Here is a 13,253-nt window from a genome sequence, read left to right as displayed (position 1 = left end):
GACGACCCTCCGAATTGTCCGGTTCTTGCTAGTTGTCCGCAGGCTTTTCGCAAGAGTTGCGCAAGCACTGCAGGCAGCCGTGGCCCGTGAGGGCGCACGGCCCGGCAGCCGCACCACACCGCGGTAGCGTCGTCCCGGACGGGAATCGTCCGGAACGAGGACACGACATGCGGCACGACACGAGCCCGACCGCCCGGGCCCTGCTCGCCCTGGAGGCGATCCAGGACTCCCCCGGCATCACGGCGCAGCGCCTCGGGGAGCTGCTCGGCGTGACCGAGCGGGCAGCCCGTCGCTACGTCGCCATCCTCCGCGAGGCCGAGCTCCCGATCGAGTCGGCCACGGGACCGAGCGGCGGCTACCGGGTCGGCCGCGGGCTGCGCCTGCCGCCGCTCATGTTCTCGGCCGCCGAGGCCCTGGGGCTGGTCCAGGCCGTGCTCGAAGGCCATCGGGACGCCGCCGACCCGACCGAGCTCGTCGGAGCCGCCCTGTCGAAGATCCTGCGCGTGCTCCCCCGCCCCGTCGCCGAACCGCTGCGGGCCGTGCGGCGTGACCCCGGTCCGCCCCCGGAGGAGACCCGCCGGGTCGACGCGGCGGTCACGGGCCAGCTCGTCGAGGCCTGCACGAAGGCCCGACGCGTCCACCTCACCTACCGGCTCGGCCCCGAGACCGAACGGCCCATGGAGGTCGACCCGTGGGCCGTGGTGCTGCGCCACAGCCGGTGGTACCTCCTCGGCTACTCGCACACGCGCCAGGCTGTCCGGGCCCTGCGCGTCGACCGCATCACGTCGGTCTTCACGACCTCGCAGGCCTTCACCCCACCGCCCGACCTCGACGCCCTCCGCGCGCTCGAGGAGCACCTCTCGCAGGGGTGGCGCCACCCCGTCGAGGTGCTCTTCCGCGAGACGTTCGACGACACCGCCCGCTGGGTGCCGCGCAGTCTGGGCCACCTCGAGGCCGCCGAGGGCGGGGTGCTGCTGCGAGCCACGACCGACAGCCCCGACTGGTACGCCCGCCAGCTCGCCGTCACGCCGCTCGACTTCGAGGTGCAGGGTTCACCAGCCCTCGTCGACGCCACGGTGGCCCTGGCCGAACGGCTCTCGCGGTCGGCACGACCTCCGCGGCCGGCACGGCGCACCGCGAGCGGGCGCAGCGGGTACGACCCCCGTGCAGCACAGCATGAATCAGAGACACCGCGCACTAGGGTGATCTCGACCGGACCGGGGAGCACCCGGTCCCGATCCCGAGGAGCGGTGACATGAGCTTCAACGACAACGCCCAGCTCGACACCTCGCAGGTCGAGAGCGGCGGGAGCGGCGGCTTCGGGGGCGGCGGTGGCGGGGGCGGCGGCTTCCCCGGTGGCATCCAGGTCGGAGGCGGCATCGGCGGACTCATCCTGCTCGTCCTCATGCTGATCTTCGGCGGCGGCAAGATCCTCGGCGGCGGTGACTCCGGCGGCTCGGCCGGCGGCCTCCCCTCCCAGCAGCTCGACAGCAGCCAGGTCGCGGCGGCCGGCCAGGTGAACCAGGGCGAGTTCTCGCAGTGCAAGACCGGCGCCGACGCCAACAAGAACGACGTGTGCCTCATCGTCGCCACGGTCAACAGCGTCCAGGACTACTGGCAGAAGACGCTGCCCAAGTACCAGATGAACTACGAGCCGGTGAAGACGGTGATCTACCAGGGCCAGACGCGGTCGGGCTGCGGTGTCGCGAACTCCCAGGTCGGTCCCTTCTACTGCCCGCTCGACTCCAAGGTCTATGTCGACGCGAGCTTCTTCCAGGAGCTGGAGAGCAAGTTCGGCGCCGACGGCGGCCAGCTCGCCAAGGAGTACGTCATCGCGCACGAGTACGGCCACCACATCCAGAACCTGCTCGGCCTGCTCAACCGGGCCCAGCAGGACCCCCAGGGCCCCAACTCCGGCGCCGTGCGGGTCGAGCTGATGGCCGACTGCCTCGCCGGCACCTGGGTCAAGCACGCCACCGAGACGACCGATGCCAGCGGCACGCCGCTGCTCAAGGCCATCACCGAGCAGGACATCCAGTCGGCGCTCTCCGCGGCGTCGGCCGTCGGCGACGACCGCATCCAGGAGAAGATGCAGGGCCGCGTCACTCCCGAGAACTGGACGCACGGCTCGGCCGAGGCGCGCATGAACTGGTTCACGCAGGGCTGGCAGACCGGCGACATCAACCAGTGCAACACCTTCGGCGTCGACACCGTCAGCTGACCCTCTCAGGGGGTCTCGGTGAGCTCGATCCGCACGGCACGGCCGCGTCGGAGGGCGGTCTCGAGGACGTCGCGCCTCGGGTCTGGCAGGTCGTAGAGCTCGCGCACCGGCAGACCCGCGAGGGCCCGGAGGGCGTGCGCACCGACGACCTCGCGCACGAGCGCCCGGTCTCCCCCGACGACGAGCCCACGAGGTATGCCGTCCGCGCCCGCGGGCGGCGACTCGTCGTCCCCGAGCAGCACCCTCCGCGCGTGCGCGACGACGGCGTCGACGAGCTCGTCGGCCTGCTTGCCGCGACGCCGGGCGAAACGCTGCTGCGACCAGCCGCCGGCGGCCGTGCGCGACTGCACGTGCCGGCTGCCGACCTTCGAGGTGACGAGGACGCCGTCGTGGGCCAGGGCGACGGCATACCCGCCGCGTCTCACCAGCACGACGCCCAAGGGGTCGTGGACGAACGGCGTGGCCACGACGGTCGACCCGTCAGCGGCGCGTGCAGACACGACGACGCCGCCGGGAGTGGTCTCCTCGGCGGCGTCGTAGGGCCCGTGGCGCTCGGCGAAGCCGGCCATCCACCGGTCGAACCGGTCGGGGTCGACCTCGATGACGCGCGTCACGAGCCGCAGGTGTCGGCGATCAGAGGTTGAAGCCGAGTGCGCGCAGCTGCTCGCGGCCGTCCTCGGTGATCTTGTCGGGGCCCCACGGCGGCATCCACACCCAGTTGATGCGGTGCGTGGCGACGAGCCCCTCGAGTGCCTGGGCCGTCTGGTCCTCGATGACGTCGGTGAGCGGGCAGGCCGCAGACGTGAGCGTCATGTCGATGACGGCGTGGGACTGTGCGTCGACGGTGATGCCGTAGACGAGGCCGAGGTCGACGACGTTGATGCCGAGCTCGGGGTCGACGACGTCGCGCATGGCCTCCTCGACATCGGCCACGTTGGGCGGGGTGGACGCGGGGACTGTCTGGGTCATGACGAAACTCCTTGGGGGGAGGTAGAACTCGTGTTGGTGGACGTCGAGATGTCGACGCCGGCGCGGGCCAGGGCGTCGGTGAACGCGGTCCAGCCGAGCAGCGCGCACTTGACGCGAGCCGGGTACTTCGAGACGCCCGCGAAGGCGACGCCGTCGCCGATGAGGTCCTCGTCGCCGGCGACCTTGCCCTTGGACGTGAGCATGGCCTTCATCGCCTCGAACGTCTCGAGCGCCTCGGAGACACGGTGACCGATGACCTCCTCGGCGAGCACGGACGAGCTCGCGACCGAGATCGAGCAGCCCTGCGCCTGGTAGGAGACGTCGGTCACGACCGCGTCGGGACCGGTGCCCGTGACGTCGACGCGGAGGGTGACCTCGTCGCCGCAGGTCGGGTTGATGTGGTGCACCTCGGCGTCGAACGGCTCACGCAGGCCGGTGTGGTGGGGACGCTTCGAGTGCTCGAGGATCAGCTCCTGGTAGAGATCCATCAGCTGGCCTCCTTCCTGCTCTCGTGCTCGCCGCGCAGGGCGCGCGCGCCCTGCCCGACATCGAGGTCAGCGTCGGGCTCGGTGTCGGACACGTCGATGCCGAAGATCGCAGGAACCCGGTCGAGGGCCGCGAGCAGCACCTCGACGTCGGCGACCGTGTTGTGGACCGCGAACGAGGCGCGGGTCGTGGCGGTGGCCCCGAGCGCGCGGTGCAGGGGCCACGCGCAGTGGTGGCCCACGCGGACGGCCACGCCGGCGTCGTCGAGCACCTGGCCGACGTCGTGGGCGTGCACGCCGTCGACGACGAACGCGACGGCGCCACCGCGGGGCTCGCCGACCGGGGGGCCGACGACACGGACCCAGGGGCGCTCGGCCAGACCGCGCTGGAGCAGGTCGACGAGGGTCGCCTCGTGGGCGTGGATGCGGTCGATGCCGAGACCCTCGACCCACCGGACGGCGGCCGCGAGGCCCACCGCCTGGGCGGCGTTGGGGACGCCGGCCTCGAACTTCTGGGGCGCCGGGGCGTAGGTCGAGCGCTCCATGGTGACGAGCTCGATCATCGAGCCGCCCGTGAGGAACGGGGGCATGACGTCGAGCAGCTCGGCCCGACCCCAGAGCACGCCGACGCCCATCGGGCCGTACATCTTGTGGCCGCTGAAGGCGATGAAGTCGGCGCCGAGCGTCGCCACGTCGACCGCGAGGTGCGGCACCGACTGGCACGCGTCGACGACGACGAGCGCCCCGACGGCGTGCGCACGCCGCGCGAGCTCGGTGACGGGGTTGACGGTGCCGAGCACGTTGGACACGTGCGTGAACGCGAAGACCTTGGTGCGCTCGCTGAGCAGGTCGTCGAGGCCCGACACGTCGAGCGCGCCGTCGCCACCCACCGGCACCCAGCGCAGGGTCGCACCCGTGCGCCGGCAGAGCTCCTGCCACGGCACGAGGTTGGCGTGGTGCTCCATCTCCGTGACGAGCACCTCGTCACCCGGCCCCAGGACGAAGCGGTCGTCCTTGGGCTCGTCGGTGGGCGCGGCGTTCGAGAAGGCGTACGCGACGAGGTTGAGCGCCTCGGTCGCGTTCTTCGTGAAGACGACCTCGTCGGCCGGCGCTCCGATGAACGACGCGATGGTCGCCCGGGCCGCCTCGAAGTCGTCGGTGGCCTCCTCGGCGAGCTGGTGCGCGCCACGGTGGACCGCCGCGTTGTGCTGCTCGTAGAAGGCGCGCTCGGCGTCGAGGACCGGCGCCGGCTTGTGCGACGTCGCCCCCGAGTCGAGGTAGACGAGCGGCCTGCCGTCGCGCACGGTCCGCGCGAGGATGGGGAAGTCGCCGCGGATCGCGGCGAGCTCCCCGTCCGTGAACGGCAGGACCTGCGTCATGCGGCTCAGGCCTCCACGGCCGCCGCGGGCGCGGCAGCGAGGTAGCGGTCGTAGCCCTCGTCCTCGAGGCGGTCGGCCAGCTCGGGGCCACCCTCCTCGACGATCTTGCCGTCGACGAAGACGTGCACGAAGTCGGGCTTGATGTAGCGCAGGATGCGCGTGTAGTGCGTGATGAGCAGCACGCCGAGGTCGCTGGCGTCCTTGGCACGGTTGACGCCCTCGGACACGATCTTGAGCGCGTCGACGTCGAGACCCGAGTCGGTCTCGTCGAGGACGGCCACCTTGGGCTTGAGCAGCTCCATCTGGAGGATCTCGTGGCGCTTCTTCTCGCCACCGGAGAAGCCCTCGTTGACGTTGCGCTCGGCGAACGCGGGGTCCATGCGCAGGTTGCCCATGGCCTCCTTGACGTCCTTGACCCAGGTGCGCAGCTTCGGGGCCTCGCCGTCGACGGCCGTCTTGGCGGTGCGCAGGAAGTTGCTCACCGTCACACCGGGGACCTCGACGGGGTACTGCATCGCGAGGAAGAGCCCGGCGCGGGCGCGCTCGTCGACGCTCATCGCGAGGACGTCCTCGCCGTCGAGCGTCACGGTGCCGCCGGTGACGGTGTACTTCGGGTGGCCGGCGATGCTGTAGGCCAGCGTCGACTTGCCGGAGCCGTTGGGGCCCATGATCGCGTGGGTCTCTCCCGACTTCACGGTGAGGTCGACCCCGCGCAGGATCTCCTTGGGGCCGTCCTCGGTCTCGACCGAGACCGTCAGTCCCTTGATCTCGAGCGTGCTCATCTGGGTCAGTTCTCCTTGTTCGTGAGGCTGGGGGTCTGCTGGGTGGGAGCCGCGTAGGCCGTCGTGGCCAGCTCCTCCTCGATGGCGGCGGTGACCTCGTCGCGCAGGTCGGCGAGCGGGATCTCCCGGATGATGTCGGCGAAGAAGCCGCGCACGACGAGGCGCTTCGCCTCGTCCTCGCTGATGCCGCGCGACTGCAGGTAGAAGAGCTGCAGGTCGTCGAAACGCCCTGTGGCGGAGGCGTGCCCGGCCCCCTCGATCTCACCGGTCTCGATCTCGAGGTTGGGCACCGAGTCGGCCCGGGCCCCGTCGGTGAGGATCAGGTTGCGGTTGAGCTCGTAGGTGTCGGTGCCCTCGGCCTCGGCGCGGATCAGCACGTCGCCGACCCAGACCGTGCGGGCCGTCTCACCCTGGAGGGCGCCCTTGTAGGTGACGCGGCTCTTGCAGTGGGCGGCGTTGTGGTCGATGTACGAGCGGTGCTCGAGGTGCTGGCCCGCGTCGGCGAAGTAGACGCCGAGGAGCGTCGCGTCGCCGCCGGGGCCGGCGTAGCGCACGTTCGCGTTGACGCGCACGATCTCGCCGCCGAGCGTCACCGACAGGTGCTTGTAGCGGGCGTCGCGACCCACGAGCGCGTCGTGCTGCGCGAGGTGGTGGGCGTCGTCGGCCCAGCGCTGCACGGACACGACGGTGAGGTCGGAGCCGTCGCCGGTCACGACCGACAGCAGCTGCGAGTAGTGCCCGGTGCCGGTGTGCTCGACGACGACGGTCGCCTTGGAGAAGCGGCCGGCGCGCACGACGAGGTGGCCGTGGGCGGGCTCGCCGCCCCGGCCGACGAGCGAGATGCGGACCGGCTCGTCGAGCTCGGCCTCGGCCGGGATGTCGAGCAGCAGCGCGCCGTCGGCAGCCGCACCGGCGACCACGGCAGCACGGTCCTGCGGGGGCAGGATGCCGAGCCCCTGGGCGTCGGCCGCGCTGATGGCCGAGGTCGTGACGCCCTCGGGGAGGCGGGTCGTGACGTCGACCGAACCGGTGACGCCCTCGGCGAGCAGCCCGCCGAGCTTCTTCACCGGCGTGAAGCGCCAGTCCTCCTCGCGGCCCGTGGGCAGCGGGAAGTCGGCGACGTCGAACGACGCGGTGCGCTCGGCGCGCGACTGGTCGGGCACGAAGGCGGCGGCCGAGTCGGTGTGCGCGGAGGCGCCGGAGATGGTGGCGGTCGGGGCGGCGTCGGGCACCGTGGTCTCGCTCTGCTGGGTGTCGGGGGTTGCGGTGGTCTCGGTGCTGTCAGTGGTCGTGTCAGCCAGCAGGCTCATCAGCCGACGGCTCCTTCCATCTGCAGCTCGATGAGGCGGTTGAGCTCGAGGGCGTACTCCATCGGCAGCTCGCGCGCGATCGGCTCGATGAAGCCGCGCACGATCATCGCCATGGCCTCGTCCTCGGCCATGCCGCGCGACATCAGGTAGAAGAGCTGGTCCTCGGACACCTTCGAGACCGTGGCCTCGTGGCCCATGGAGACGTCGTCCTCGCGGATGTCGACGTAGGGGTAGGTGTCGGAGCGGCTGATCGTGTCGACGAGCAGCGCGTCGCAGCGCACCGTCGAGGCCGAGTGGGAGGCGCCCTCGAGCACCTGCACGAGGCCGCGGTAGCTCGCACGACCGCCACCACGGGCGACCGACTTGCTGATGATCGAGCTCTTCGTGTTGGGAGCGGCGTGGACCATCTTCGAGCCGGTGTCCTGGTGCTGGCCCTCGCCGGCGAAGGCGATCGACAGCGTCTCGCCCTTGGCGTGCTCGCCCATGAGGAAGACGGCGGGGTACTTCATCGTCACCTTGGAGCCGATGTTGCCGTCGATCCACTCCATCGTCGCGCCCTCCTCGCAGGTGGCGCGCTTGGTGACGAGGTTGTAGACGTTGTTGGACCAGTTCTGGATGGTCGTGTAGCGCACCCGGGCGTTCTTCTTGACGATGATCTCGACGACCGCGGAGTGCAGCGAGTCCGACTTGTAGATCGGCGCCGTGCAGCCCTCGACGTAGTGCACGTAGGAGTCCTCGTCGGCGATGATCAGCGTCCGCTCGAACTGGCCCATGTTCTCGGTGTTGATGCGGAAGTACGCCTGGAGCGGGATGTCGACGTGGACACCCTTGGGCACGTAGATGAACGAGCCACCGGACCACACGGCCGTGTTGAGCGCGGCGAACTTGTTGTCGCCGGCCGGGATCACCGTCGCGAAGTGCTCGCGGAAGATGTCCTCGTGCTCCTTGAGGGCGGTGTCGGTGTCGAGGAAGATGACGCCCTTCTCCTCGAGGTCCTCACGGATCTGGTGGTAGACGACCTCGGACTCGTACTGGGCGGCGACGCCGGCGACGAGGCGCTGCTTCTCGGCCTCGGGGATGCCGAGACGGTCGTAGGTGTTCTTGATGTCCTCGGGCAGGTCGTCCCACGACGCCGCCTGCTTCTCGGTGGACTTCACGAAGTACTTGATGTTCTGGAAGTCGATGCCGGTGAGGTCGGAGCCCCACGACGGCATGGGCTTCTTGCCGAAGAGCGACAGGCCCTTGAGGCGCAGCTTCGTCATCCACTCGGGCTCGCTCTTGCGCGCGGAGATGTCCTTGACGACGTCCTCGTTGAGGCCGCGACGAGCCGAGGAGCCCGCCACGTCGCTGTCGGCCCAGCCGTACTCATAGGTGCCGATGCCCTTGAGGCCGGGGTTCAGCTCTTCGATGTGGGTGGTCATGAGGAACCTTCCTTGACGTGCGTGAGCGTGTCGGTTCGTGGGGGCGTGCTGGGGGCAACACCGGAGGGGTCGGCGCTCTTCCGCGCGATCCCACCGGTCGGGACGAAGGTGGTGCAGACGTGGTGGCCGCCCGCGAGGGTGGCGAGGCGCTGGACGTGCACGCCGAGCAGGCGCGAGAAGGCGTCGGTCTCGGCCTCGCAGAAGGCAGGGAACTCGGTGGCGACGTGCTGCACCGGGCAGTGTCCCTGGCAGAGCTGCACGCCGGCCAGGCCCCCGGCCCCGACGGGGCGTGCCGTGGCCGCGAAGCCGTCCTCGCTCAGCGCCTCGACGAGCACCGCCGTGCGCTCGCTCGGGTCGTCGCCGGCGTCGGCCAGCCGGGCGGCATACCGCTCCTCGAGCGCGGCCACGCGCGTGCGGGCGAAGTCGGTGACGGCCGAGGCCCCCGCGTTGGCCTCGAGGTAGCGCAGCACCTCGACGGCGAGGGAGTCGTAGTCGGCCTCGAGGGCGCCGTGGCCGATCTCGGAGACGACGTACGCGCGCGCCGGGCGTCCGCGCCCGCGCCGCCCACTCGTGGGCTCGTGGGGCACGACGGCACCCTGCTCGACGAGCGCGTCGAGGTGACGGCGTACGGCGGCGGGTGTCAGGTCGAGGTGACGGCCGAGCTCGGCGGCCGTGATCGGCCCGTCGGCCGAGACCATGTGCAGGACGCGGGAGCGCGTGCGGGACTCGAGCGGCGTGACGTGCTGGCCGTCGTCGCCGTCCTTCGTCTCACGGGGTGCGTGCTCACCGATAAACACCACACCATTGTGACGTAATTGGTCGCCGCACTCCAGTTAGGTGCGCCTAACCGGCCGGGCGCTCGTCGTCGTCCTCGTCGTCGTCGTCGTGGTCGACGTCGATCTCGTCGTCGCAGGCGTCGTCATCGTCATCGTCGTCGTCGGCCTCGTCGGCTTCCGGCGGCATGATCACCGACGGCAGGCGGGTGCGCGGCGGGGCCACGGCCCCGGGGCCGAACCACCGCCGGCGCAGTGGCGCCGTGAGCCAGCCGAGGGGGCAGGTGAGCACGTAGCCGTACGCGATCACCATCCCCGTGATGCCGGGCACGAAGACGAGGCCGATGACGATGACCACCGCGAGCGGCACGGAGATGCGCAGGTGCCGCGGGGACAGCAGGTCGCGGAACGAGCGGAAGCGGAAGGACGAGGCCATCAGCGCGGCAGGGACGACGCCGGCCGCGATGGGCAGCAGCGGCGCCCAGTCGTAGAGCGGCTCGCCGATGGCCATCACCGTGGCGATGACGACACCGGCCGCGCCGGGACTTGCGAGACCGACGAAGTAGCGCTTGTCGGCGAGCGGGTCGATGGTGACGTTGAACCGCGCCAGGCGGTAGGCCGCGCACGCCAGCCAGAACATGGCACCCGCCCACGCCCACACCGGGTGGGCCGGCAGCGCCCACGTGTAGACGAGCACCGCCGGCGCGATGCCGAACGAGATGAGGTCGGCCAGCGAGTCGAACTGGAGCCCGAACGGCGTGATGGCGCCGACGGCGCGGGCCACGGCGCCGTCGCAGATGTCGAGCACGATGGAGACGCCGACGAGCACCGCCGCCGCCCGGAAGTGCCCCTGGAACGACAAGAGCACGGCAGAGAACCCGCAGAGCATGTTGCCGAGCGTGAAGAGGCTGGGCAGCGTCGCCCGCGCACGCACGCGCGGGTTGAGCCGGTCGAGCGGGATGACCCGGGCGCCGGTGGCGGAGACGAGGCGGATGCGTCGGGTCACCCGGTCGCGGCGACGGGGGCGCTCCGCGCTGTCGGAGAGGGCCGCGCCGTCGGAGAGGGCCGCGCCGTCGGAGAGTGCCGCGTCGCCCGCGGGATCGCCGTTCACGACGGGTCCGCGGCCGGGAAGCGCCCGAGCACCGTCTCCCCGCCGATGGCGCGCTTGCCCTTGGAGACCTCGAGCTGCACCTCCGGCGGCACGAACACGTCCATGCGCGAGCCGAACTTCATCAGCCCCATGCGCTCCCCCGTCGCGATCTCGTCGCCCGGCTCGATGCGGGTGACGATGCGGCGGGCGAGCTGTCCGACGAGCTGTCGGTAGATGATGCGGCGCGGTCGGCCGGCGACGACGCGCTCGACGATGATCTCGCTGCGTTCGTTCTTCGTCGCGCTCTCGGCGCGGTAGGCGGCGAGGAACCGGCCGGGCGTGTGGGTGACGTCGATCACGCGGCCGCCGTAGGGCGATCGGTTCATGTGCACGTCGAGCAGCGACAGGAAGATGCTCACCTGCTGCCACTGGCCGGGCGGGGCGATGCCGGGCTGCGGCTCGCCGACGTGCATGACGATGCCGTCGGCCGGGGCGAGGATGACGTCGGGGTCGGCGACCGGTGCGCGGTCGGGGGTGCGGTCGGGGTCGCGGAAGAACAGGGTCACCCCCGCGGTCAGCAGGCCGAGGGCGGCCGTCGTGCGCGGGCGTCTGGCCAGCGCGGCGATCACGGTCGGCACGGCCGCCATCAGGGTGAAGGGCTTGGCGGCTGGGTCGATCTTCACGGGTGGGGTCTCCGTCAGGGTCGAGGCGGGTACGGGGGGCGTCGGCACCGAGCCTAGACTCATGGGCCATGACCGACGCGGTGACACTGTCCGGCCTGCACCGCGCGTTCGGTCGGGTCACGGCGCTCGACGGCCTGACCTGGACGGCGCCCACCGGCCGCATCACGGCCGTGCTCGGTCCGAACGGAGCGGGCAAGACGACCGCCATCGAGTGCGCGGTCGGACTGGGCCGCCCCGACCGCGGCACGGTCCGCGTGCTCGGCACCGACCCGTGGCTCGGCGACGCCGACCACCGCGCCCGCGTCGGCGTGATGCTGCAGTCCGGGGGCCTGCCCAACGGCACCAAACCACTGCGCCTGCTCCACCACCTCTCGCGCCTCTACGCCGACCCCGTCGACGTCGAGGCCGTGGCCCAGCGCCTCGGGGTCACCGACTTCGCGTCCACCACCGTGCGCCGGCTCTCCGGCGGCCAGAAGCAGCGGCTGGCGCTCGCCGCGTCGCTCCTCGGCCGCCCGGAGGTGCTCTTCCTGGACGAGCCCGCGGCCGGCCTCGACCCTCACGGTCGACTCGACGTGTGGGACCTCGTCGCCGAGCAGCGCGACGCCGGCACGACCGTCGTCGTCACGACGCACTCGTTCGAGGAGGCCGCGCGCCTCGCCGACCACCTCGTCATCATGAACGCCGGCCGCACCGTCGCCGAGGGCACGCCCGACTCCGTGACGGGCGGGCGGCCGCTCGAGGACGTCTACTTCAGCCTCACCCGCAAGGGAGCCGCGTGACCACCGACGCCACCACGACCCCCTCTCGCGCGGCAGCGCCCCGTCGACGGGTGCTCGCCCAGGCCGGCTTCGAGCTCGGCAGCCTGCTGCGCAACGGGGAGCAGCTGCTCGTCTCGCTCGTGCTCCCCTCGCTCGCCCTCGTCGGGTTGAGCGTCACCGCCTCGCCGTCGCTCGGCGCGGGTCGACGGGTCGACGTCGCCACCGCCGGCGTCATCGCCCTGTGCGTCATCTCGGCCGCCTTCACGGCGCAGGCGATCTCGACGGGCTTCGACCGTCGCTACGCGGTGCTGCGCTACCTCGGCGTCACCCCGCTCGGTCGCGGCGGACTCGTCGCCGGCAAGGTGCTCGCCACTCTCGCGGTCGAGGTCGTCCAGCTCGCCGTGATCGCCGTCCTCGGCCTCGTGCTGGGATGGCGACCGGCAGCCGCCGGCATCGCGTATGCCGTCCTCTTCGTCGTCGCCGGCACGTGGGCCTTCGTCGCGCTCGCCCTCCTGCTCGCGGGCACCCTGCGCGCCGAGGCCGTGCTCGCGATCGCCAACCTCGTCTGGGTGCTGCTGCTCGGCGTGGGCGGGGTCATCGTGCCCCGCACCGAGCTGCCGGCCACCGTCGGCGACGTCGTGGCGTTCCTGCCCTCAGCGGGACTCGGTGACGGTCTGCGCTCGGCGCTCGTCGACGGCGACCTGAACCTTCTCGCCCTCCTCGTCGTCCTCGGGTGGGGAGTGGTGTCGACAGCGCTCGCGGCGCGTCTGTTCCGCTTCGACGACTGAACCAGACAGACTGACCGCAGCGTGGGCGGGTCGACCGTCCGACGACCCGACGAGCCTGGAGGCGGCGTGTTCGACATCATCCTCGGTCTCCCCGTGCACGCCCTCGTGATCCATGCCGTCGTGGTGCTCGTGCCGCTCGCCGCTCTGAGCGCCGTCGCCTACGTCGTGCGGCCCGCCTGGCGGCGGATGCTGCGCTGGCCCACCGCGGCGGGTGCCGTGATCGCGGGGGTCTCCGCCTTCGTGGCCGCCGAGAGCGGCGAGGCACTGCAGCGCCGGGTCTCCCAGGCCCGCGCAAGCACGACGAACTTCGACCTGCTGAACACCCACACCGAGTGGGGCAGCCGAGCCCGTCTCTTCTGCCTCCTCTTCATGGCGTTGACGCTCGTGGCGCTCTGGTTCGCCCGGCCGCCGCAGGAGGAGGCTCCTCGGGGCCACGCCTTCGACATGCTCATCGGCACGCTCGTGGTCCTGTCGGCGATCGCCGCGGTCGTCACGGTCGTCATCGCGGGCCACGCGGGCTCCACGGTCGTCTGGAACGGGCTGGCCTGACCGCACCCGGGGGCCCGACCGGCACCCCAGCCGCGGATTCGGCGC

General features: G+C 71.6%; 15 protein-coding genes. 5 read left to right on the top strand and 10 right to left on the bottom strand.

Annotated elements, in window-relative coordinates; all coding sequences use genetic code 11:
- Positions 1-167 precede the first annotated feature (167 nt).
- Together ACXR8F_RS08980 and ypfJ are read left to right on the top strand one after the other, a co-directional pair.
- Entirely contained in the window at positions 168-1,259 is a 1,092-nt protein-coding gene (locus tag ACXR8F_RS08980; RefSeq protein ID WP_458799820.1) for a helix-turn-helix transcriptional regulator, read from the top strand.
- Positions 1,256-2,221 carry a KPN_02809 family neutral zinc metallopeptidase gene (gene ypfJ / locus ACXR8F_RS08975; protein WP_458799818.1) on the top strand — a complete coding sequence of 322 codons (966 nt, stop codon included), beginning with the start codon at positions 1,256-1,258 and terminating at the stop codon, positions 2,219-2,221. The genes ACXR8F_RS08980 and ypfJ overlap by 4 nt, the downstream gene beginning before the upstream one ends.
- A gap of 5 nt (positions 2,222-2,226) precedes the next feature.
- Here the strand turns inward: ypfJ and ACXR8F_RS08970 are convergent, their stop codons facing one another.
- From ACXR8F_RS08970 to ACXR8F_RS08925, 10 genes are read right to left on the bottom strand one after another with little or no spacing between them, the layout of a single operon-like run.
- The gene (locus tag ACXR8F_RS08970) at positions 2,227-2,835 is read right to left on the bottom strand and encodes an acVLRF1 family peptidyl-tRNA hydrolase (RefSeq protein WP_458799816.1); all 609 of its coding nucleotides are present in this window, start codon (positions 2,833-2,835) and stop codon (positions 2,227-2,229) included.
- A 19-nt stretch (positions 2,836-2,854) separates the two neighbouring features.
- On the bottom strand, positions 2,855-3,190 hold the full coding sequence (locus ACXR8F_RS08965) for a metal-sulfur cluster assembly factor (RefSeq protein ID WP_045192377.1): 336 nt from the start codon (positions 3,188-3,190) through the stop codon (positions 2,855-2,857).
- On the bottom strand, positions 3,187-3,678 hold the full coding sequence (gene sufU / locus ACXR8F_RS08960; RefSeq protein ID WP_458799814.1) for a Fe-S cluster assembly sulfur transfer protein SufU: 492 nt from the start codon (positions 3,676-3,678) through the stop codon (positions 3,187-3,189). The genes ACXR8F_RS08965 and sufU overlap by 4 nt, the downstream gene beginning before the upstream one ends.
- Positions 3,678-5,054, bottom strand: a complete 1,377-nt coding sequence (locus tag ACXR8F_RS08955) for an aminotransferase class V-fold PLP-dependent enzyme (RefSeq protein WP_458799812.1) — start codon at positions 5,052-5,054, stop codon at positions 3,678-3,680. Before ACXR8F_RS08955 ends, sufU begins: the two co-directional genes overlap by 1 nt.
- A 5-nt stretch (positions 5,055-5,059) precedes the next feature.
- The gene (sufC, locus tag ACXR8F_RS08950) at positions 5,060-5,836 is read right to left on the bottom strand and encodes a Fe-S cluster assembly ATPase SufC (RefSeq protein WP_458799810.1); all 777 of its coding nucleotides are present in this window, start codon (positions 5,834-5,836) and stop codon (positions 5,060-5,062) included.
- A 5-nt stretch (positions 5,837-5,841) separates the two neighbouring features.
- Positions 5,842-7,137: a Fe-S cluster assembly protein SufD gene (gene sufD / locus ACXR8F_RS08945; RefSeq protein ID WP_458800036.1), complete on the bottom strand. Its 1,296-nt coding sequence runs from the start codon at positions 7,135-7,137 to the stop codon at positions 5,842-5,844.
- Between the two features lie 8 nt (positions 7,138-7,145).
- Positions 7,146-8,567 carry a Fe-S cluster assembly protein SufB gene (sufB, locus tag ACXR8F_RS08940; protein WP_045192373.1) on the bottom strand — a complete coding sequence of 474 codons (1,422 nt, stop codon included), beginning with the start codon at positions 8,565-8,567 and terminating at the stop codon, positions 7,146-7,148.
- Positions 8,564-9,364, bottom strand: a complete 801-nt coding sequence (locus tag ACXR8F_RS08935; RefSeq protein WP_458799808.1) for a helix-turn-helix transcriptional regulator — start codon at positions 9,362-9,364, stop codon at positions 8,564-8,566. Before ACXR8F_RS08935 ends, sufB begins: the two co-directional genes overlap by 4 nt.
- Positions 9,365-9,410: 46 nt before the next feature.
- Positions 9,411-10,451, bottom strand: coding sequence for a CDP-alcohol phosphatidyltransferase family protein (locus tag ACXR8F_RS08930; RefSeq protein ID WP_458799806.1), 1,041 nt, complete (start codon positions 10,449-10,451; stop codon positions 9,411-9,413).
- Entirely contained in the window at positions 10,448-11,113 is a 666-nt protein-coding gene (locus ACXR8F_RS08925; protein WP_045192371.1) for a phosphatidylserine decarboxylase, read from the bottom strand. Before ACXR8F_RS08925 ends, ACXR8F_RS08930 begins: the two co-directional genes overlap by 4 nt.
- Positions 11,114-11,181: 68 nt before the next feature.
- Here ACXR8F_RS08925 and ACXR8F_RS08920 point away from each other — a divergent pair, with 68 nt between their 5' ends.
- From ACXR8F_RS08920 to ACXR8F_RS08910, 3 genes are all read left to right on the top strand, one after another.
- The gene (locus ACXR8F_RS08920; RefSeq protein WP_458799804.1) at positions 11,182-11,892 is read left to right on the top strand and encodes an ABC transporter ATP-binding protein; all 711 of its coding nucleotides are present in this window, start codon (positions 11,182-11,184) and stop codon (positions 11,890-11,892) included.
- Positions 11,889-12,659, top strand: coding sequence for an ABC transporter permease (locus ACXR8F_RS08915; RefSeq protein ID WP_045192369.1), 771 nt, complete (start codon positions 11,889-11,891; stop codon positions 12,657-12,659). The genes ACXR8F_RS08920 and ACXR8F_RS08915 overlap by 4 nt, the downstream gene beginning before the upstream one ends.
- Positions 12,660-12,725: 66 nt before the next feature.
- On the top strand, positions 12,726-13,208 hold the full coding sequence (locus ACXR8F_RS08910; RefSeq protein WP_045192466.1) for a DUF2231 domain-containing protein: 483 nt from the start codon (positions 12,726-12,728) through the stop codon (positions 13,206-13,208).
- The last annotated feature ends 45 nt before the right edge of the window (positions 13,209-13,253 follow it).

It is taken from the genome of Terrabacter sp. AAH1 (genome assembly GCF_054456855.1).
Note: the sequence above shows the minus strand (reverse complement) of the source record. Positions and strands in the feature narration are given on the sequence as shown.